16 protein-coding genes and 2 pseudogenes are annotated in these 21,096 nt (G+C 59.8%); 7 read left to right on the top strand and 11 right to left on the bottom strand.

The window, feature by feature from the left end; genetic code table 11:
* Nucleotides 1–31: 31 nt before the first annotated feature.
* Nucleotides 32–1,135 carry an O-antigen ligase family protein gene (locus tag WDN02_RS12435; RefSeq protein WP_337294932.1) on the bottom strand — a complete coding sequence of 368 codons (1,104 nt, stop codon included), beginning with the start codon at nucleotides 1,133–1,135 and terminating at the stop codon, nucleotides 32–34.
* 366 nt (nucleotides 1,136–1,501) lie between these two features.
* Between WDN02_RS12435 and WDN02_RS12430 the strand changes: the two genes are divergently transcribed.
* Entirely contained in the window at nucleotides 1,502–1,885 is a 384-nt protein-coding gene (locus WDN02_RS12430; protein WP_337293794.1) for a DUF423 domain-containing protein, read from the top strand.
* A 122-nt stretch (nucleotides 1,886–2,007) separates the two neighbouring features.
* Entirely contained in the window at nucleotides 2,008–2,388 is a 381-nt protein-coding gene (locus WDN02_RS12425) for a response regulator (protein ID WP_337293793.1), read from the top strand.
* Nucleotides 2,389–2,441: 53 nt separating this feature from the next.
* Here WDN02_RS12425 and WDN02_RS12420 read toward each other — a convergent pair whose 3' ends face one another.
* Nucleotides 2,442–3,401, bottom strand: a complete 960-nt coding sequence (locus WDN02_RS12420) for a FecR domain-containing protein (RefSeq protein WP_337293792.1) — start codon at nucleotides 3,399–3,401, stop codon at nucleotides 2,442–2,444.
* A 9-nt stretch (nucleotides 3,402–3,410) separates the two neighbouring features.
* On the bottom strand, nucleotides 3,411–4,751 hold the full coding sequence (locus WDN02_RS12415) for a tetratricopeptide repeat protein (protein ID WP_337293791.1): 1,341 nt from the start codon (nucleotides 4,749–4,751) through the stop codon (nucleotides 3,411–3,413).
* A gap of 449 nt (nucleotides 4,752–5,200) precedes the next feature.
* On the opposite strand from WDN02_RS12415, the gene WDN02_RS12410 reads away from it, so the two are divergent.
* Nucleotides 5,201–7,084: an AsmA family protein gene (locus WDN02_RS12410; protein WP_337293790.1), complete on the top strand. Its 1,884-nt coding sequence runs from the start codon at nucleotides 5,201–5,203 to the stop codon at nucleotides 7,082–7,084.
* Here WDN02_RS12410 and WDN02_RS12405 read toward each other — a convergent pair whose 3' ends face one another.
* From WDN02_RS12405 to WDN02_RS12390, 4 genes and pseudogenes are all read right to left on the bottom strand, one after another.
* Nucleotides 7,085–7,765 carry a Crp/Fnr family transcriptional regulator gene (locus WDN02_RS12405; RefSeq protein WP_337293789.1) on the bottom strand — a complete coding sequence of 227 codons (681 nt, stop codon included), beginning with the start codon at nucleotides 7,763–7,765 and terminating at the stop codon, nucleotides 7,085–7,087.
* A gap of 116 nt (nucleotides 7,766–7,881) precedes the next feature.
* Nucleotides 7,882–8,837: pseudogene (gene folD / locus WDN02_RS12400) on the bottom strand (bifunctional methylenetetrahydrofolate dehydrogenase/methenyltetrahydrofolate cyclohydrolase FolD).
* A 77-nt stretch (nucleotides 8,838–8,914) separates the two neighbouring features.
* Nucleotides 8,915–9,286, bottom strand: a complete 372-nt coding sequence (locus WDN02_RS12395; protein WP_337294994.1) for a hypothetical protein — start codon at nucleotides 9,284–9,286, stop codon at nucleotides 8,915–8,917.
* A 101-nt stretch (nucleotides 9,287–9,387) separates the two neighbouring features.
* Nucleotides 9,388–9,720 (bottom strand): annotated as a pseudogene (locus WDN02_RS12390) (aldose 1-epimerase family protein); the annotation flags it as partial.
* A 236-nt stretch (nucleotides 9,721–9,956) separates the two neighbouring features.
* Here WDN02_RS12390 and WDN02_RS12385 point away from each other — a divergent pair.
* From WDN02_RS12385 to WDN02_RS12370, 4 genes are all read left to right on the top strand, one after another.
* Nucleotides 9,957–10,334, top strand: coding sequence for a DUF2147 domain-containing protein (locus tag WDN02_RS12385; protein ID WP_337293788.1), 378 nt, complete (start codon nucleotides 9,957–9,959; stop codon nucleotides 10,332–10,334).
* A gap of 160 nt (nucleotides 10,335–10,494) precedes the next feature.
* Nucleotides 10,495–12,849 (top strand): ATP-binding protein, encoded by a 2,355-nt coding sequence (locus WDN02_RS12380; RefSeq protein WP_337293787.1) that lies wholly within the window; start codon nucleotides 10,495–10,497, stop codon nucleotides 12,847–12,849.
* On the top strand, nucleotides 12,846–13,211 hold the full coding sequence (locus tag WDN02_RS12375; RefSeq protein WP_337293786.1) for a response regulator: 366 nt from the start codon (nucleotides 12,846–12,848) through the stop codon (nucleotides 13,209–13,211). The genes WDN02_RS12380 and WDN02_RS12375 overlap by 4 nt, the downstream gene beginning before the upstream one ends.
* A gap of 36 nt (nucleotides 13,212–13,247) precedes the next feature.
* Complete coding sequence (locus WDN02_RS12370; protein WP_337293785.1) at nucleotides 13,248–14,390, top strand: response regulator; 1,143 nt, start codon at nucleotides 13,248–13,250, stop codon at nucleotides 14,388–14,390.
* 6 nt (nucleotides 14,391–14,396) lie between these two features.
* Here WDN02_RS12370 and WDN02_RS12365 read toward each other — a convergent pair whose 3' ends face one another.
* The 4 genes from WDN02_RS12365 to WDN02_RS12350 all read right to left on the bottom strand — a co-directional run bounded on the left by WDN02_RS12365 (nucleotide 14,397) and on the right by WDN02_RS12350 (nucleotide 21,031).
* Nucleotides 14,397–15,335 carry an aminoglycoside phosphotransferase family protein gene (locus WDN02_RS12365; protein ID WP_337293784.1) on the bottom strand — a complete coding sequence of 313 codons (939 nt, stop codon included), beginning with the start codon at nucleotides 15,333–15,335 and terminating at the stop codon, nucleotides 14,397–14,399.
* 60 nt (nucleotides 15,336–15,395) lie between these two features.
* Nucleotides 15,396–18,509 carry an efflux RND transporter permease subunit gene (locus tag WDN02_RS12360; protein WP_337293783.1) on the bottom strand — a complete coding sequence of 1,038 codons (3,114 nt, stop codon included), beginning with the start codon at nucleotides 18,507–18,509 and terminating at the stop codon, nucleotides 15,396–15,398.
* 897 nt (nucleotides 18,510–19,406) lie between these two features.
* On the bottom strand, nucleotides 19,407–20,150 hold the full coding sequence (gene scpB, locus WDN02_RS12355) for an SMC-Scp complex subunit ScpB (RefSeq protein WP_337294931.1): 744 nt from the start codon (nucleotides 20,148–20,150) through the stop codon (nucleotides 19,407–19,409).
* Between the two features lie 71 nt (nucleotides 20,151–20,221).
* A complete protein-coding gene (locus WDN02_RS12350; protein ID WP_337293782.1) occupies nucleotides 20,222–21,031 on the bottom strand; it encodes a ScpA family protein in 810 nt (269 codons plus the stop codon).
* Between the last annotated feature and the right edge of the window lie 65 nt (nucleotides 21,032–21,096).

The following is a 21,096-nucleotide window of genomic DNA, read 5'->3' as shown; positions in this document are numbered from 1 at the left end:
GAGGCCCAGGCGACGAAGATGTATGCGCGCGCTATGATACAATTGGCGTAGCGCGGCCCGCAGGTTTTCTGGCCGCAATGATGCGCCTTGATTCATGAGCGGGCCTCGGAATTGCAACGAAGTTCCGGGGGTTGAGCCCCCACAAGACGCCGGTCAGGAGCCACATAAACCTCCACCTCTCCCCTTCGTGCAGCATCGAACACGAAATAATCGAGAGCCAACCGAAGAATATCATCAGGCACAGGCCATTACGCGACTGTTTCCAGGTGTTCCAAGCCTGCATGCCCGAGAGAATTAAGAGCAGTGTCCAGGCAAGGCCGCCGATCCAGCCAAAATAGAGGAAACAGGCTATCCACACATTGTGAATGGGCTCCGGGAAATAATTTTCGATCTGAAGCAACCCTATACCGAAAGGGTGATCGAGAATCATCGGTATCGCGAGAAGATACCTGTTGTATCGCCCGAAATGGCCGAGGTCGTACTCCTCAGCGACCGTAAAGCGACCCGATAGCATGTGCGATACTGTGTCGTTGAGAACGGCGAAGAGCAAAACGACGACGACCAGTGGCACCAGAAACGCGAGCGACGACAGAGTTGCCCGCAATAATTGGTGTCTGTTCAAAATGCCCAGATATATTCCGCTCCAGAGCGCCGCCGAGACGATCGCCGCACGGGAGAAGGATAGGAACACGGCCACCGACAAAAGCAGAAGGGCCGCAGAAAACAAAATCCGCCTGCGTTTCTCGGCAATCATGAAAAGCGAGCCTAATATGCCCGGAACCAGAAATACGCCGAACATATCGGGGTCATCGAGAAACGCGCGCGGCCGGTCGGCCCAGGTGAGATCGGGATTGTGAGCCACAAATCCCAGAACGCCGATCACCGCGGCGATGACGTTGGACAGGATATAAACATCGACGAAGATCCGGAGCTCGCGCTCCGTCCAATCGGTCGCCACAAGGCAGCTCGTAATGCCGATAAATGCGACCGACGTTAGTGCGAACATCTCGAAGACGACACGCGGATCGGCGGTCAAGGATATGGACGATATATAAACCGAGGAAAGCCAGACCAGAATGAGACAAATAAAGAAGAACGTCCTTGTATTTATCAACTGGTTGCAGAAAACGGTCATCAGCAATGTGCCGAAGAAAAGAACATCGACCGGCGATGGCCTTGCCCACGTGTAGTTGATTGCGATAACGGCCAGAAGGAAGACATTCATGCGCCACCGCGACCAGGCCGCACGTCGGCGGCTTAAGGCGGTAGACGAGGCGCCCTCGACTATCGATGCCCGGCCGCTCTGCGAGATGTCCAACGGGAGCTCCAAAAGTCCAGGGCGCGTCTTGCGGTCCATCAGCGATCAAAAAGAGGATGGCAGGCGAACCGCAGCCCCTTATTGACGGCAGCCATTATCGTCCGATTCCCTCGCCTCATGGCGAGTTTTTCAGAGGCCTATTAAAAGACCTTTAACCATATACCTGCGCTGCGGGGGAGATGCATGATGTATAAATGGGCAAGCATAGTGATAGGCCTCGCCGCACTGAGCGGCGCGGCAGGAATCATGGAATCGGCCGCGAGTGCGCATACGATCTCCGACCCGCTGCTGAAAACATCCGCGAATATGCTCATCGTCAATGCCGCATCGGTGATTGCCATCAGCGGCTATGCATCCAGCCGATTGCAGCGTTGGGCCCTGTTTGGCGCCGCCACGCTCCTCGCCGGGAGCCTTCTGTTTTGCGGCGAACTCAGCACGCACGTTTTTCTGGGGCAAAGGTCTTTTGCTTTGGCGGCCCCCATCGGCGGCACGTTGATGATTGCCGGCTGGGTGATCGCTGCGGCAAGTGCCTTCACCAGTGCCTTCCGGCGGCGTGACAAAATCTAGCCGCCTGCCAAGCCCCAGTTCGCCGTGACATTAGCTGGGGCACGTCTCGAATTGACGCAGATCGGCCAATTTCCCAAAGCGCCCTGCTCGCATAGCAAGCGTAGCCGCGCTATAGGTCCACGATGAACGACACGATCCAATTGCAAACGGCCCCGCGCATACTCGTCGTCGAAGACGAACCTTTCATCGCGATGCTGCTGGAAGACATGCTGGACGAGCTGGGCTTCACGATCACCGCGTCATTCCCGCAGGTCGCCGAAGCGGAGAAATATCTTGCGGGGGCGGATGTCGATATCGCTTTGCTCGACGTCAATGTCGGCATGGAGAAGATCGATCCCGTGGCCGATCTTTTAGCCGCGCGGGGCTGCCCCTTCATCTTCACGACGGGTTATGGGCAAAAAGGCGTTCCGGAAAATCACGCCGGTCGGCCAGTTCTGCAAAAGCCCTTCAAGATCGACGATCTGGCCAATGCCCTTCAGAGTCAGCTAACTCCGAAAATCTAAGCGCGCCTCCTGCGCGGCCTTAAACCACTCCCACTATCAATGCCGATCCCCGATCAGTTCCAACCATTCCTAATCGGCGGAGTGGGGGGCGGTGGAGGTGGAGGAGGAGGCGGCGGTGGCGGTGGCGGAGTAACTGGCGGCGGAACTACTGGCGGAGGCGCTGGCGGCTGTGCTGCATGAAGTTGCGCGTTCGCGCTGTTCCATTGTTGCTGCTGCGACCGGTTGCCGACGAAGTTTTGGCCAAGATTGACGACGCCCAATGTGTCGAGACCCGGCATCGAATCCGGATCGTTGGGCAGCGGTGCACCAGCCAACCCGTATTGAGCTGCGTTTGAATCCGTCAACGAACTTTCGTGATGATTGCTGTGGCGGCCCGACAGGGTCTTATATTCTCTATCGAGCGCCTCCAGAGATGTGCGGCCGGGCGCGGCGATATAATCGTCGTGGCTGCGGACATGCACTGTGAAGCCCGAGCGAAGCAGAAGCTGATGATTGCGGCCGTTGGCGACGTCGATATGGCCGTAATGCGACATAACCGACACGCCGTCCGCTCCGACACTTACGGTCATCATGCCACCGCGCACGCCGATCGTGGCAACGGGCGTCAGCACCTTCACGCCGGAGCTGTGGCTGATTTCGCCGCCGATGAAGCGTAACACGCCCTGCGCCATCGTCGCCGTCAGCACGCCTTTGCCCGTGGCCGGGTCGTAGACATATTTGTCAATGATCAAGGTCGAATTGCGCCCGATCGACATGGTGGTGCGATCGAGGAAGGTGATATTCGCCGATCCCTCGCCCGATGTCTGAATGAGCTCGTCGGCGATGACGCGTGCACCAAGGATGAGGTTGCGAGTCTTCTCGCCGGGCGGCGTGGCAAGCGAGGTCGGCGAGACGGCGCCGACATTGCCGACAATTTGCGCCGGGGCTTCGGCAAGCGAAAACGCCAGCGCCAACGCCGTGGCAGACGTCAGCGTTGTGGTGCGCAAAGCCAGCCATTTAAATTTCGCGTTCATCTTCTCGCCTCAGAAACGCGCCGTCGGCCCAAACAGGATCGTCACGTCGTCATTGGTGAAATTCTGCAAATTCGAATTCGTGCGCGCATATTGCACCGTTCCGGACACGCCGAAGCTCGCCGTGACAGGCATATCGAGCATCACACCGCCGTAATAGGCGAAATCGCACCGACGAACGCTGGCGTTGACGGCCGGATCCGGCGCATCGAATCTGTCCCACAGTGCGCTGATATAAGGCATGACCGTCCATTGCAGCGGGATGAGCGGAAACGGCGGGTTGAATTCGACATTGAGGCCCGCCGTCACGCCACCCTGGTTGAAGCTTTGCCAGGCGTTGAAGGCGTTTGCGCGCGAATAAATTGGCTGCACTTGCAAGGAGATGAGATCGGTGAAGCGGTAAGTTCCAGCAATTGAGAAGGAAAGAAAATCACCCGTTCCCAGCGCGGTGATCTGAGTGGCGCCGGGATTGTGAACCGAGATATGGCGCCACTCGAAATCCGGCGCGACCGACCAGTCCCGCGCCGTATCGATGCCGAGCGAAACGCCGGCGCCGCCCGAATTCAGGTAGGACGTACCGCCCACCCAGGAGACATTGCCGATCGCGTAAGGCTTGATCGTCACGCCCGGCCAGTTGACGGGATCGAGCGCCAGCCGCGGCCCGATGCTCGCTTCCATATAGGCGAGATCGAATTGATGTAATGAAAATTGCCCGGTGCCGTAGCCGATGAAATTGGTTTCGATCGTGTCGCCGCGCTGGTTTTCGAAATCGTAAATGTTGCTGATCTTGGCGAGACCGAAGCCCTCACCGTCGCTCTTTTGCGCGACGCCTGAACCTTGCGGCGCGTTCTGGCCGAAGATGCTGACGAATCCCGAATCCGGCAGCGCCGCGACATTCGACTGGTAGCCGAGGCCTGTCTGTAAAAAGCCGCTCCAGCGCACGGGCGAGAGCTGCTTTTCAACCTCGGGCAGGTAGACGGTCAGCCGCGCGCGCAATTTCGGATCAAGGTCCGGCGCCGCGGCCGCGGCTTTGAAATAATGAATGGCGTTATCGTAGGAGCCGAGCCGGAAATAAAGCGTGCCAAGTTCGAAATCCGCCCGCGCCAAATTTGGCGCAAACGCAAGCACACGCTCCAATGCGCCGATTGCGCCCTCGTAATCACCGAGCGCTGACGAGACACGCACATATTCAAACGTCAGGTCGAAATTCTTCGGTTCACGCAGCACCGCGGTAAGCAACCGTGCCTGGGCCGCGGCAAGCGTATGACGGTCAGGCTGGCCGTCAGCCTGCGCTGCGAAGCCAAGGCCCGCCCACAAACCAATCACCGCCAGACCCGTAAGGACCCTTCGCACAGCAGTGCCCCCAACGCTTACTTCCGTCCGAATCCAGCAGATTGGACCTTTTATACCTGTGCAATAACTCTAACCGGCTGCGGGGCTCCAGCAAGGGAAATTGCCCGCAAAGGTTGGTCCAGCTGGCGTAATCTCACGGGCTGTGGCCAGCGTGCATCTGTTTTATAAATGCTCTAATTTCAATGGGTTAAATCGTTATTGACTTGGCCTCCCAAACTCGAAAGGAAGTCAAACATTATCAATCTGCACGCGTATTCCGAATGAGCGCCCCAGCAGTTTGGCGGATCGACGATTGCGACCGATGATCATAAAGATGATGGATTCGAGGCGCTTAAGAGTAAACGTCGAATTATAGCTCGAAGCATCTACGCTGAACGCGTTTTGCCCTATCCTGAGCGTCCCGAGACTATTCTGCGCAGCTTCGCTGATTTATGAGCCCCAGTTCGTCCATGATCGAAATCGTTTCGCGCGCGCGGGCAAGGCACTGGCCGCGTAAAGGCTCGGGGAAACTTGCGCTCGCCGGTGCGGCTGCTGCGTTGGTCATCGCCGCGGCTTTGGTGATCACGCAGCAAGTGCTGCCGCAAAATGTCTTGCGTCAACAAATCGTGGGGCAGATTCAGCGTTCGACCGGCTTTTCGGTGCAGATCAATGGGCCCGCGCGGCTTCGCTTTTTCCTGCTGCCGCGGATCGTCGTTCAATCCCTTCACGTCGCCGACCGATCCGGGGCCATAGATCTCGAAGCGCCTGAGGTCGTGGGCTACCTCCGATTATTGCCCCTTCTCGTCGGCCGCTTTGAGATCGGCCACGCCGTGCTTTATCGGCCGAAGCTCAAAGTCGATTTCGGCCGGGCTCCGGTCAGCGAAGGTGGCGTCGTTCAGCAGGCGCTCCGCGCGAGCAGCACAGACAATGTGCGTTTGCAGGCTCCACTCGGCAAGATTTCCGTCGTCGAGGGCGAGGCTTTCATCAAGACCAAAAACATCCCCAACGGGATTTCCGTCGATACAATCAACATGCAGGCTAATTGGCCGCGCCTGAGCGCTTCGGCGGATTTTAACGGGCAGATCAATTTCCGTGGCGCGCCCGTGCGTCTACAGGGCTGGCTCGAAACGCCGCTCGACATTCTGCGTGGTAGCGAATCCGCCGCGATCCTTCAAATCAGATCGCCGATCTTGAACTTATGGTCATCGGGACGCTTCGCCGGCGGAGCGAGATTGCAATATAACGGCTCGGTTTCCGCGACGGCGCCGTCGTTGCGTAAATTGGCCGAGACGATTGGTTATTCGTTCTCGAAACATGGAACCTTCGCCAATCTTGACGTCTCGTGCGACGTCGATTTTGAAAATGGCGACGCGGCTTTCACCAATCTTGCTCTGCATCTCGACGGTAACGATTACGAGGGAAACCTCGAAATACGCGATGTCGCCCACACACCGCATTTTTCGGGCACACTGGCGAGCGACTTTCTCGACGTCACGCCCTTCCTGATCGGACAGCCTGACACTGCGCTGCCCGATGGGCTTGGTGATGGCACACCGTTTGACCTGGGGCCGCTGAACCTCGCCGATCTCGACCTTCGGGTGTCCGCGGCACGGTTGCGGCTCTATGATCTTGAGGTCGAGAACGCGGCCCTTTCACTTTTGACCAAGCCAGGCCTCATCGACCTCGCCCTTGCCGAAGCCACCTCGAACAACGGCCTGATCAAAGGCCGCTTTGCACTCTCCGAAAAGGACCATGTTTTCAGTCTGCACGTCAGTGGCAGCGGCAATGGGATCGACGCGCAGCCCATGGTTTTCGGCGGTCAGCGACCCCTATCGGGATCGCTGAATGCTCTGGTCGAGCTTGATAGTTCAGGCGCTGATGTTGATGCACTTGCCCGGTCGCTCAGCGGTCAGGCGGCCGTTTCGGCGAATGGCGGCACCGTCGCGGGAATTGATCTTGTTCCGACGCTCGTGGGCGCGGATAGCCGCAAGCCTGGCGACAGGATCGCCGTCGTGAAGGGCACAACGAGCTTCGATCATCTCGCATTTGATCTGACGCTCGCGCATGGCATCGCGACGTTCAATAGCGGAAAAATCACCGGCACCAATCTGCAGATCGATACAATGGGCACAATCGATGTGGGGCATCGCCATCTCGATATTTCATCACTTGCCCAGATCACTGAGACGGCGGGCAAACGGGCGCAGACATCGCCTCTATGGTTAGAACTCAAGGGTCCCTGGTCCAGCCCCGGTCTGTACCGGCGGGCAGCGATCGATTTGCCCCCGAAGCCAGCACACCCGAACGATGCACTCCCCCAAATGACGACTCCCCCGCCGCCCGCGGAGGAATGATCAGCGGTCTTCGCGCAAGGCCTCGGCAAGCCGTGCTTCCAAAACTTGCGGTTTGGAAAGAACCAAAGCGCCGCGCGTCTTCTCGAGCAAACCCTCCTGCGCCATGGTCGAAAGTTCGCGCGTCACCTGCTCGCGCCGGCAGCCGATCCGCGCCGCAAGCACATGATGAAAGGGCGGCGGCGTGACGGAGCGCTCTCCCGGTTTGCCCGGCCGCGGACCGGCCATGCGCAGGAGCTCGGAATAAAGCCGATGCTTCAAATCGAAGATTGAATGTTCGGTGAGCCGCGCATTCAGCTCGCGCACGCGCGCGGTCAAAAGATGCAAGACGCGATCGCAAACCGTCGGCGACGCGAAAATGACTTCGCGAAAAACAGCCGCCGCATGATGCAAAGTTCGGCGCGCGTCAAAGCCCGTGACATTGGCCGACCGCTTCGTGCTGTCGATGGCCGAAAGCTCGCCAAAGAATTGGCCGGCGCGCATTTCCGCGAGGATGACTTCCTTGCCGGCCTGCGTGCGGATCAGGATTCGCACCTCACCGGCGATGATGAAATAAACGTCGGAGGTTTCGTCCTCATAATCGATGACGACTTCACCTTCATCGTATCGCCGCCAGGTGCAGCGACGATCGAAGCGTTCGAAGTCCAGATCCGTTAAATCTTTAAAAAAAAGGAACGCGGGCAAGGCTCTGCATTATCTGGGTCCCCGACGCAACCAAAACAGTCGGCACCATCTTTAATCCGCACGGACTTTGGCGATAGCTCTGCAACGCCAAAGCCCACGGATTTCGCAGCTTAACCTTAGTCCGCAGCCAGGTTGGCCGCCCGCAGGGTGTTCGACATAAGCATCGCGATGGTCATCGGCCCGACCCCGCCCGGAACCGGAGTGATGGCCCCTGCCCGCGACAGCGCCGATTTAAAGGCAACATCGCCAACGAGACGCGATTTGGGTTTGCCCTGCGCATCGACCCCTTCACCGGGAACACGGTTGATCCCCACGTCGATGACGATGGCGCCGGGCTTGATCCATTCGCCGAGCACCATTTCCGGCCGGCCGACCGCGGCAACGACGATATCGGCACGCCCGACGATCGCCGGCAAATCACGGCTGCGCGAATGGGCGATGGTCACGGTCGCATTTTGCGAGAGCAGCAATTGCGCCATCGGTTTGCCCACGATGTTGGAGCGGCCAACGACGACGGCGTCCCGCGCCGGCGATGCTGACGCCAAGCGCCTTTGCCGCCCGTTCAAGGAGAACCATCGAGCCCGCCGGCGTGCATGGCACGAGCGCGCGCTCAAGGTCGCCGATCGAGAGAAGACCGGCATTGAACGGATGAAACCCGTCCACGTCCTTGAGCGGCGACACGCGTTCGAGCACGCGCGTCGCATTGATCGAAGGCGGCAGCGGCAGTTGGATCAGGATGCCGTGGATTTTCGGATCGGCGTTCAGGTGATCGATGAGCACCAGCAATTCTTCTTCGCTGGTCGTGTCGGGGAGATCATGCTGGATGGAATGGAAGCCGACGGTTTTGGCGGCCTTGCCCTTGGAGCGGACATAGACCTGGCTGGCCGGATTTTCGCCGACGAGGACAACCGCGAGACCGGGCTGAATCTTCGGTGCCCCGCGCCGCGGTCGCTGCGGCGACCTCCGCCAGCACGATTTCCGAAGCAATCTTCCCGTCTATCAGCAGCGCCTTCTCGCCCGAAGGCCGCAAGAAATCCGTCTGAAAAGCCGCCGCGTCCGTCGCCAAAGCCATTTTAAAGCGTCTCCCTCAATAGAATTTCCGCTTATCTGTCAGGTTTCTGCACGGCTGCCAAGCTGGACGAACCGCTCTCAGGGTGCGGCTTTATAGCGATAATGGGCCCCATGGCGGGCACTGGCGCCGGGCGGAAGGACGCGCATCGACGGTTTGGCGGAAAGATCGCCGGTGAAATCCTCGGGGTCGCCGAACCCCGTCCATTGCTCGATACAGAGGTAGCCGTTCCCCGGCCGGCACCAGATTCCGAAATGCGGAAAGTCCTCGCTTTCGACCTCGATCGCCGCGCCATCTGGCGCCTCGAACCGGACACTCCGGCTCTTCGCATCAAGGAAGCAGAGCGCGTCGTTCGAGAAGAGCGCTGCAGCGAGCGGCAGCACTTCGCCCTCCATGGGCAGCCGCCGGGTCTCGCGGGCAATGAGGCCGCCCGGCGCGATTTTCGGCACCATTGGATTTTCGGGCTCGGCAAAGACAAGCCGTAATCTTCTGGTTGCCCTCCTGCGAAGGGCCAGCGGAAACCCGGATGCAGCCCGCACGCATAGGGCATCGGCCGGTCGCCGGTATTGGTGATTGTGACCGTCGTGGAGAGCGACGCCGCGCCGGCCGCATAAGCCACGGCGAAGCGGAAATCGAACGGATAAAGCGCCCGTGTTTCGGCGTCGCTCGTCAGTTCGAATTGAACCCGGTCGGCCTCCTGCGCAGCCAAATGAAACACCCGATGGCGGGCAAACCCGTGAAGCGCGAGTGGATAGGTTTGCCCGTCGACACGCGCCTCGCCGTTGCGCGTCCAGCCGACGACCGGAAAAAGTAACGGCGCCGTCTCTGGCCAGACGTCCGGTCTTGCTTCCCAAAGTAAAGGACGCCCCTCGACGCTCCAGGCCATAATCTCGGCGCCTTGCGGGCTGATGGTGACGCTGGTTGCTCCACTCTTGATACGGACCATTTTGGAATCCCATTGATATCAGAGAGCTGAAGGGCGTCCGATAAACTAGGCCAATGTGCGCTAGCGCACCTTGGAGACTTAACGTCCCGGTTTCGACGACGCAAATCGACAAGATTTATAGTAGAATCTTCAATGATTTGTTCTTCAACTTCTCGGCTACATGGAGACGTTTCGTCATGAGAACTTGGTTGCTGACGGGGGCGACGACGGTTCTGGCGACAGCGGCGGCTTTGGCCATGGTTTCCTCACCTCCGAAGCCGCTTGGCGAGTGGAAAATCGCTGATGGGACCGCCAATGTCTCGATCCGCAGCTGCGGCGGTAACCTTTGCGGTTATGTCTCCTGGGCCAAGGAGAGTGCGGCGCCCCTCGGCCGCGAAGTTCTGATTGATATGAAGCCGAACGGCCATTCCTGGTTCGGCACCGCTGTCAACGTCGTCAACGGCGAGCAATATACCGCCCACATGTCGCTCGAAGGCGCCGCGACTCTCAAGGTCGAGGGATGCATTATCGGCGGGATGATCTGCGGCGGGCAGGAATGGTCGCGCGTCCGCTAAACAAAAAGACCTTCGCGACATTCACCGCATTGGCGATTAGACCGGGGCGTTCTCCCTCCGGCCCTTCATCTGCGCCGCCCTTTATGCCAGACTTGATGGCGGACCTGAGCACGGACTTGGGCTCTGCGCATTGCCGTGCCGCGCTGTGAAGGGAGCGAGCTTGCCGTCGCGTTTGGGATGGTTTGGCCGAAGAAGCCTCTTCGGCAAATATGTCATCACCTTCGTCGCTTTGGTCATTTCCATCCTGGCCCTCAGCGGCGCCACCGAAATGTGGTTCACCTACAGCGACCGCAAAGCCGAACTTCTGCGCACGCAGATGGAGAAGGCCGACGACGCGGCGCAACGCGTCGAACAATTCATTGCCGAGATCGAGCGCCAGATCACCTGGGCGACCCGCGCGAGTTCGATGACGCTCGATCAGCGCCGCATCGACTACGCCATGATCCTGCAACACACGCCGGCGGTATCGGAGATTTTCGAACTCGATACGAAGGGCCAGGAAATCTTGCGGCTGGGCCGCGCCGGCCTTTTCCGCAACGCATACCGGGATTTATCGAAATCGCCGGCTTTTTTGCACGCAACCGGCCCGAATGCCTGGTTGAGCCCGGTCATGTTTACCCATCATGGCCCAACGATTCAGATTTCCGTCGCGTTGTCCGGGAAGCAGCCCGGCGTCGCGGTCGCGACGGTCGAATTGAAATTCCTCTCCGACATTCTGAACGGTATCCAGGCTGCCGCCGGCATGTATGCCTATATCGCCAACACGAAGGGCGATCTGATCGCCCATACCGATTCATCGATGTTGCTGCATCGCCCGGACCTGCTGAAGCTACCGCAGGTCGCGGCACTGGCGAGGAACCCGGAGGGTGCGGTGTCTGTCGGCCGCAGCCTCGACGGACAATCCGTTCTCGCCGCCTCCTCCCCCGTCTCCTCGATGCAATGGTGGCTGTTCGTCGAGCAGCCACTTGCCGAGGCCTTCGCGCCGGTCACGGATTTGCTGTGGCGGTTGTTTATCATTCTTGTGCTGGCGCTCGTGCTCTGCATCGGGGCCGGGCTGATCCTGGCGCGCTGGATGACGGTGCCGATACAGGCCGTCCGCGACGGCGCAGCGCATCTCGCCGAAGGCGACTTCACGCACAAAATCGAAGTGCATACGGGCGACGAGATCGAAGACCTCGCCGACGACTTTAATCTCATGGCGTCCCAGCTTCAGGATTCCTACGCCAAACTCGAGCAGAAAGTTGAAGAGCGCACCCACGACCTGGAACGCTCGGTCAGCGAGTTGCGCGCGCTCGAAGAAGTCGGGCTCGCCCTCGCCGCCTCGCTCAATCTCAATGAGGTTCTGGCGACGATCGTCGTACGCTCCGTCGAGGTGACCGGTGCGCATGGAGGCGCCATCTACAGTTTCGATCCGGTGCGCAAGGCCTTCAATCTCGCCGAGGCCTATGGGCTCGATCCCGATTTCGTCGCCGCAATCCGCGAGGTGAAGATCCGGCGCCCGCACGGACTTTTAAGCGAAGTTGCCGAGCGCAAGGTGCCAATTCAAATTCCGCATATCGCGGCGGCGCGCGATTTCCCGCTGCGCGGCGCGACGCTGGCGGCCGGTCTGCAATCGGCGCTGATTGCGCCGCTCATCGGCTCGGCGGAATTGCTTGGCGTGCTGGTCATCGAGCGTCGGGAATCGGGCTATTTCCCTGACAATACCGTCGCGCTGATCAAGACGCTCGCAAACCAATCCGTACTGGCGATGAGCAACGCCAAATTGTTCGAGCAGGTGCAGGAAAAGAACAAGCAGCTGGCCATCGCCAACGAGCACAAGTCGCTGTTCTTCGCCAATATGAGCCACGAATTGCGGACGCCGCTCAATGCTGTCCTCGGCTATACCGAACTTATGCAGGACGGCATCTATGGCGAGGTGCCAGACCGCGCCAAGCAGGTGCTCCTGCGTATCCAGACCAACGGCGCACACCTTCTCAGCCTCATCAACGACGTGCTCGATATCTCCAAGATCGAGGCGGGCGAACTCTCTTTGTCGCTCAGCGATTATTCGTTGCGCGCCGTGATCGAGACCGTCGTGAACGCCACAGGCTCGTTGGCGCAGGCCAAGGGGCTGCGGATTTCCACCGATATCGCCCCCGACCTGCCAATCGGCCGCGGCGACGAGCGCCGGCTCACGCAGGTGCTCTTGAACATCGTCAGCAACGCCATCAAATTCACAGACAAAGGCGGTGTGATGATTCGTGCGAAGGCCTCCGGCAACGATTTCAAGCTCGCCGTCAAGGATACGGGCCCTGGAATCGCACCCGAGGATCAGGCGCGGATCTTTGAAGCCTTCCATCAGGTCGACAGCACGATCACCAAACAAAAGGGTGGCACCGGTCTGGGGCTTTCCATCAGCAAGCGGTTTATCGAAATGCACGGAGGTGTGATCGGTCTCACATCCACGCTCGGCGAAGGCTCTACATTCAAAGTACAAATTCCGGTACGCGTCGATCGGCAGATGGAGGCGGCATGACCAAACGCATTCTTGTCGTCGAGGACACCGAGGACAATCGTCAGATTTTGCGCGACGTGCTGAGCGACGCCGGCTACGATCTGATCGAGGCGGGCGACGGTGAAGAAGGCGTGCGGATGGCCGCCGAATTCCAGCCCGATCTCGTTTTGATGGATATCCAGCTTCCACTCGTCGATGGCTATGAGGCGACGCGGCGCATCAAGGCCGACCCCGTCTCGCGCCACATCCCCGTCATCGCGGTAACCTCATATGCGCTCGCGCAAGACGAGAAAAGAGCCTTGGCTGCGGGCTGCAGCGGCTACGTTGCCAAACCGTTCAGCCCACGTGCGTTGCTCGCCAAAATCCGCGAATTTCTGCCATGACCGGAGCGCAAGTGCAGGAAGTTGAGAGGCCATAGATTGCGTAATCGCCCTTGCATTCTCGCCGTTGACGACGTTTTCGAAAATCTCGAAATCGTCACGCTGCGGCTTGAGGCCAACGGCTATGAGGTGATCACCGCCGCGGATGGCATCGAGGCGCTCGAACAGACGCGCCGGCATCAGCCCGATATGATTCTTCTCGACATCATGATGCCGAAACTCGACGGCATTTCGGTTTTGAAGGAACTTAAGGCCGACCCGACACTAGGCTTCATTCCTGTCCTGCTTTTGACCGCAAAAGCTGACCGCAGCGATGTCGTCGCAGGCCTTGAAGCGGGCGCCGACGATTATCTGACGAAGCCACTCGACCAAGCGGCGCTGATCGCGCGCGTGCGCTCGATGTTGCGGATCAAGGCCCTCCACGACAAAGTGCAGGATCAGGCGCGCCAATTGGCGATTCAGGCCGAAGAGCTCGCCGAATGGAACCGCGGGCTCGAAGCGCGCGTCGCCGAGCAAGTCTCCGAGATCGAACGGATCAGTCGGCTCAAACGCTTCCTGGCGCCACAGGTCGTCGATGTCATCGCGCTTTCCGGCGATCCGGATGCATTGCTGGCAAGCCATAGCGCCGAAATTACTGTTCTCTTTTGCGATTTGCGCGGATTTACCGCTTTTACCGAGGCGGCGGAGCCCGAGCAGGTCATGACGGTCTTGAGCGAATTCCACGCGACGCTGGGCAATCTTATTCATCATTACGAAGGCACGTTGGAGCGTTTCGCCGGCGACGGACTTTTGACGCTCTTCAACGATCCCCTGCCCTGCCCAGATCATAGCGAACGCGCCGTGCGGCTCGCGATCGATATGCGGGCGGGACTTCAAGGCCTGTCGCAAGCCTGGCGGCAACGCGGCCACGAACTCGGCTTCGGCATCGGCATCGCGCGCGGCATGGCGACGTTGGGCAAGATCGGCTTCGATCGGCGTTTCGATTATGCGGCGATCGGCAGCGTGACCAATCTCGCTTCGCGCCTCTGCGACGAAGCAAAATCCGGCCAGATTCTCATCGACCGCAATGCCTTTGCCGCTACGGAAAATCTGTTCGAGGCCGAACGTCTGCCGCTGCTGTCCTTGAAGGGTTTCGGCCGCCAGATCGAAGCTTTTGCAATCCTCCGCGAACGAACGGACTAGCGAAGGTCATTCGGCGACGAGCTTCGCTATCACCCGTCGCGCATCCTTGATGACGACATCGGCGACATACGGCCGGCTCAGGAAATCGGCAAAGGAATAAACGTCGGCAAGCTGGGCGATCCGCTGCCAATCCTTCGGCAGGACACCGCCGGCTTCGACATAAGATCGCGCCACCGCCTCCGCAAACGCTGCGTTGCCGTCGAATGGCGGCCGCAACAGATTGCCGAAATCCATCGCCGGTGACGCGCTCAGCGCATATTCCCAATCGATCACCGCCGCGATCGCATCGTCCCGCTCTGGAAGCACCAGAATATTCGGGGCGTTGAAATCGCCGTGCACGAGGCATGGCTGAACAAGCCAATCCTTTAGAATATCGCCGTTCTTCTCGGCATAGGCGATGAGCGCATCAACAAGCGGGCGCCCCAGCCTCTCGCCGCCCGCTCCGCGGACGAGCGTCTGATCGAGATACGCAAGCATGCCCGCGCGATCGAAATCGATCGGTCCTTGCACATTGAGCTTGGCATCGAAAAAGCCAAAAATCTCGAACATGAAACTGTGTATTGCGGCGAGCACTTTGCCGATCTTTTCCGCGAAGGCGAGCAGCCGATCTTGCGACAGGCTCGGCATAATATGCTGGAGATCGGGGCCGTCGATCCAATCGAGCACGGCATAGGGATGCCCGGTGACGGGATTATCCTCGCCCAGATAGTAAAAATGTAGGACCGGCACGCGCGATGCGATCAAAGTATCGATCGCCATTTCCTTCTGCGCCGGCGCGATGCCGCGCTGATAAAGCCGCAAGAGCAGCGGCGCCGCTCGGCGCGCGAGCGTCACTTTGTAATTTGTGTTGGTCAGACCGCCACCGACCGGCGCAAAGCTGCGGATGGAATCGCCGGGAAAAAAGCGGCAGCACGAGTCGCGCAGCCGCGGCCGCGTCGAGCACAACGACCGGCACCTGCCGGGGCCAATTTTCTTTCATTCCGCAGACGCCTGCCGGATTCCGGGCTACTCTGCCGGTTCGCTGACCGGGCGGGGTCTGCGTGTAAAGACAAATCTCAGATCAGGCAATTTCGGCGAACCCCGAAATGCCGCGCTAAGCGCATGCAACCCGGCAAAACCGGCATTGCGGACATCATCCATCACCGCGAAGACGGCCGGGACGAAGAGCAGCGACAGGAACGTCGAGGCGATCAGGCCGCCGATGACCGCAATCGCCATCGGCGAGCGGAATTCGCCGCCCGCGCCGAGGCCGAGCGCGCTCGGCACCATGCCCGCGACCATGGCGATCGTCGTCATCACGATGGGTCGTGCCCGCTTCGTCCCCGCCTCCGCAATGGCCGCCGTGCGTGGCATGCCACGCGCCATCGCGCGGGTGGCGAAATCGACCAGCATGATCGCATTTTTCGTGACAATGCCCATCAGCATCAGAATGCCGATGATCACCGGCAGCGAAAGCGGACGGCCGGTGATGAGCAGGGCGACGATGGCGCCTCCAATCGAGAGCGGAAGCGAAAAGAGGATCGTGATCGGCTGCAGAACACGGGCGAACAGCAGCATCAGCACGACATAGACCATGATGAGACCGTTGCGCATTGCCTCGGCGAAGCCGGAACTCAGATCCTGCATTGCTTCGGCCGTCACGGATTTATGCGCCCGCACGCCCGGCGGCATGTGCTTCATGATCGGCAACGCATCGAGCGTCTTTTCGACATCGCCCAGCGCAGCGCCATCCGTCAGATCGGCCTCGACATTCATCGAGGCCGCCCCATCGAATCGGCTGAGGCTCGCCGGGCCCTTCAACGACTCGATCGTCGCGACGGCGCCAAGCGGCACGGCGCCATTGCGGCCTAGCACCTGAAGCTGAGCCAAGCCCTGTGCGGCGCCCTGCGCACCGCCGCCAAGGGTCAAGCGCACGGGAACGAGTCGGCCATCCGCGGCTTGCACAGATGGGAGCGTCCCGCCGATTGTCGCCAAAGCGATGGTCCGCGTCAGAGCGTCATGCGCGACGCCGAGCTTTGCGGCCTGCGCATCATTCGGCGCCAGATGCAATTCGGCGCGCGGCGCTTCGGCCGATGTCAGAACGTTCGAGACGAGCTTGATCCCGTGCATCTCCTGGGTGAACGCCGTGACGAACTTTTCGAGTGTCACGCTATCCGGGCCGGTGAAGATGCGCACGACGGGCCGCGCGCCGTAATCATCGACGAACCATGTCCGCAACCCCGAGATGCCTGACAAATCCTTGCCGATCGCGTCCTGCAATTGGGCGACCGAAAGCTTGCGCTGCGTTTTCGGCACATAATTGACGATGAGCTGCGCCTTACACACCTCCGGCGCGCCAGGGGCCAACCGCCCGCCGTCGATGAAGACGCTCGTGACTTCACGCCGCTTTTCGAGGCGCACGGTGATATCATCGGCCATCGCCTGCGTGTCTTTCAACGTCGCGCCCGGCGCGAGCTCGATCGCAAGATGCGAGCGGCCGGAATCCTGCACGGGCTGGAAATCGCGCGAGACCAAATTGCTCGTGATACTGAGAATCGAGAGAGCGAAAAGAACAAGGCCGATGAAAACCGTCTTGAAACGGTGTTCGACCGACCATGTAACGATCCTGCCGTAAATCTCGATCCAGCGCGCGGCCTTCTCCGAACACACGTCAACAGGCCGGGGTTTAAGAAAATAAGCGGCGAGCATCGGCGTCACGAAACGCGCCGCAAGCAGGGAGAAGATCACTTCGGCGGCAATGGTCAGGCCGAATTGCTTGAAATATTGCCCGGCGATCGAGCCGATGAAGCTCACCGGCGCGAAGACGGCGACGATCGTCAGGCTGATCGCGATGACAGCGAGGCCGATTTCATCGGCTGCGTCGATCGCCGCCTGCATCGCCGATTTGCCCATCCGCATATGGCGCACGATATTCTCGATCTCGACGATCGCATCGTCCACGAGAATGCCCGTCGCCAGCGTGATCGCGAGCAGGCTGATCAGATTGAGTGAGAAGCCCAGCAGATGCATCACGAAAAATGCGGGAATAATTGAGAGCGGTAAGGCCAAAGCCGCGATCATCGTCGCGCGCAGATTGCGCAAAAACAGAAACACGACGATCACAGCCAGCGCCGCGCCCTCGAAGAGCGTATGCATCGCCACATCGTAATTGCCTTGCGTATAGCGCACCGATGTGTCGATCAGCTTGAGACTGACGTCCGGATTGGCCGCAGCGACTTTCCGGACGAATTTCTCGACAGCACCGGCGACTGTGACATCACTCGCGCCCTTGGCACGCAGGACGCCAAAGCCGACCATGGGCGCCCCGTTCATGCGCGCAAAGGTCCGCGGAATGGCGGTGCCATCGACGATATGCGCGAGTGCATCGAGCCGCATTGTACCGCCCTTGGGCTGGCGGATCGGCGTCGCGGCGAGATCGTTCAGGCTTTCGCTGGCACCAGCATTCTTTCTTGCGATCTGAACCTGCCCATCGACGTCGGCGGCCGTCAGGCCATGCGTCGCAAGTGCAGCGGGATCGAGCACGACCGAAATCTCGCGCGTCGCGCCACCGATGCGTTCAACGCTACCGACGCCGGGAAGTGCCTTGAGACCGCCGATGATTTTTGCATCGACAAAGGCCGACAATTGCACAGGCATCAGTTTTGACGAGGACGCTGCATAGGTCACGATATTGAGACCGACCGCGGTCACGCGCTTGACGACCGGCGCGTCCGCCCCGCGCGGCAGTTCGGGCGCAATCTGCGCGACCGCCTGCTTCACCGCCTCGGTTACGTGATCCGTATTGACCGACAGGTCGAAGCTGATTGTCGTCGCGGAAATGCCGTCGCTGATCGAGGACATCACATGATGGACACCGGGAATGCCTGAAACGGCGCCCTCGACCTTTTCCGTTACTTGCGTTTCAAGCTCGGTCGGCGTCGCACCGAAGTCAGTGACGAAGACAGAAACGAGCGGCGGATCGACGTTTGGCAGCAACGTGATCGGCAATTGAAGGAAGCCGACGATTCCAAGCGCCAACGCCACGAAAGCTCCAAAAAGCGCAATAGAAGGTCGTCGAATCGTCAGCTCTGAAACATTGAAAGCAGCGCGGCGGTCCGTGACAAACTTGAAAAAATTCATCTAACAACTTTCGAAGCGAAATCGGCGAAATACGGAGGGCCGCGCAACACGCGGCTCCAAATGCGAGCGCTACTGAGTTTGGTGCGCGCCGGAATTCCAGACCCGGCAATTAGAGCCAAGGGCCGACGGGCATAAGGATTGAACCTTAACGAATTCCAAGTAGCGGCGGCTCTATCAACGCCACGCCAACGCGTCTTCCCGATGGTGCGACGAATAGCCCGACAAATGGGACGAAAGTATGTGCATGTCACTCGTTGTTTAATTCTGGCAAAACGCATCTCGACCCGCCTTGACGCAAGTCAATGAAGGCCGCCGATTTAAGCGTGCCAACGCCTCGACTTATACGCAGAGGCGAGCTTGCAGACCGGACGAGGATGTCGCGCAAGCGAGAGCGGTGGAATAAACGAAATCAATTTGGGTGGAACACCGGCGTCGAGAATTTCAGTGTTGCTGGAGACCTTGCGTCGTCTGTCATTCCGGGCGCTTTGCGTTGTAGAAGCCCCGTGCGCATATTCATTTCTTTCCTGTACGATTGGAACAATCGCTCCCGCAACGATCAAGAAAAATGCCATTGTAAACACAGCAGCAGCGGCGCCCAATCTGGGTTGCGGAGCATCGCGAGGCCACAGGCAGGCGACCAGCAGACTGGCAACTATCGCGCCGACAGCGGGACGCACGCAGGCGTCTGCTCCGCGCTTCCATTTCGCAGAAGCGTTTCGATTTGACCGCGTCGGTCGCGCTCTGAAAATTGCCCGGTCAAAATCACCCTCAGCGTCCGAATAGGATCGGTGTTTTGAGAGGCGATATTAAGCGATGAGCCGCTAAGTGACCGTTATGAAGTCGCTTTCGAAATCAGCGTAGCGGATTCAAAAAAAATTAACGCCCGCTTCCGTCCCGTCAATCTTCGATGTCGAAATTTGAATCGGCCTCGTCCTCGGGCGCGGTCTCCGTTTCAAGCTCAGCGTCCGCCTCGCTGTCACTCGCAACAGCCTCCGCGCTCAATTCGACGAACTCTTCCTGCGCATCGCCTTCGAGCGGGTCTTCGTCTTCCATCAGCGCATTATCGTCGCGCGGCTGCGGCACGGCAAAGCCCTGCGGCAGCGCGCCATCGAACATGCCCGCCCCTTTCAGCTCTTCAAGCCCCGGCAGATCGCCAATCTGCTCAAGGCCGAAGTGCAGCAGGAAGGTTTCATTGGTACCGTAGGTCAGCGGACGTCCGGGCGTGCGACGACGGCCGCGCAAGCGCACCCAGCCCGTTTCGAGCAGCACGTCGAGCGTGCCCTTCGAGATCGCGACACCGCGAATGTCTTCGATGTCCGCCCGCGTCACCGGCTGGTGATAGGCGATGATGGCGAGCGTTTCGAGCGCGGCCTTGGAGAGCTTTTTCGGCTCGATCGAATCCATCGCCAGAAGCCAACCGAGGTCGGAGGCCGTGCGGAACAGCCATTTCTTGCCGACACGCACGAGATTGACGCCGCGATTGGCGTAATCCTGTTTCAGCCGCGCCAGCACGTCGCCGACGGCCAAGCCGTCCGGCATCCGCCGGGCGATTTCGGATTCCTCAAGCGGCTCCGCCGCCGCGAACAGCATGGCTTCGGCGATCCGCAGCGCCTCGCCCATCAAAGGTTCATCGGCCCGCATGGATTCACTTTCGGCCTCTTCGTCGAGAATCTCGGCAAAAAGTCGCGCGACGTCGGCCAAGTTCAACTCCCTTATTGTACCGGCGCCGGGCTCGCAGCCGCATCGCGCTTCTTGATCCATAGCGGCGCGAAGGCCTGATCCTGACGCAGGCTGATGGCACCCTGACGAACCATTTCAAGCGCCGCGGCGAGAGACGAGGCCTTCACTGCCCGTCGCGCCTCCGGAGTCGTAAAATAAGTCATCAGGAAAGAATCGAGCACTGTCCAGTTGAGTGCCTGCCCCGCCAGTCTTTCGAGCGCCGCGCGCGCCTCAGCCAACGACCACGAAAAGCGCTGCGCCGGTTGATATTTGGCGGTGGCCTGTTTTTGCCGCTGCCTGGCATATGCGGCGAGGAGGTCATGCAGGCTCGCCTGCCATTGCGGCCGGCGCAAAATTTCGACCGCCTCCGGCTGTCCGCGGGCGAAAATATCGCGGCCGAGCCGCGGCCGGTTGACCAGCGCTTCCGCCGCCGCGCGAATGGCCTCGAGCCGTTGCAAGCGAAGCGCCAGCGCCGCCGCAAGGTCCTCGGCCAGTGGCTCTTCGCCCTTGTCTTGCTGCGGCAGCAGCAGGCGCGACTTGAGATAGGCAAGCCAGGCGGCCATCACCAGATAATCGGCAGCAAGCTCAAAGCGCAGATTGCGTGCCGCCTCGATGAAAGCGAGGTATTGCTCAGCCAAAGCCAGAACGGAAATCTTGGCGAGATCAACCTTCTGGCGGCGCGCCAGTTCAAGCAGAAGATCGAGCGGGCCCTCAAAGCCATCGACATCGACAAGGAACGCCGTGTCGTTTGACGAAGCCTCCTGCTCGAAGGGTAAATTCTGTTCCTGGCCAGTCGCTTGCATAAAATTTCTGAAGCTTGTCCTTAACAATCGACGCCGGCGCCGATTCGGGCTTTCTCGGCGTTGAC

The organism is Methylovirgula sp. (assembly GCF_037200945.1).
Lineage (GTDB): Bacteria > Pseudomonadota > Alphaproteobacteria > Rhizobiales > Beijerinckiaceae > Methylovirgula.
The sequence above is the reverse complement of the archived record's forward strand: the minus strand, read 5'-3'. Positions and strand labels throughout refer to the sequence as shown.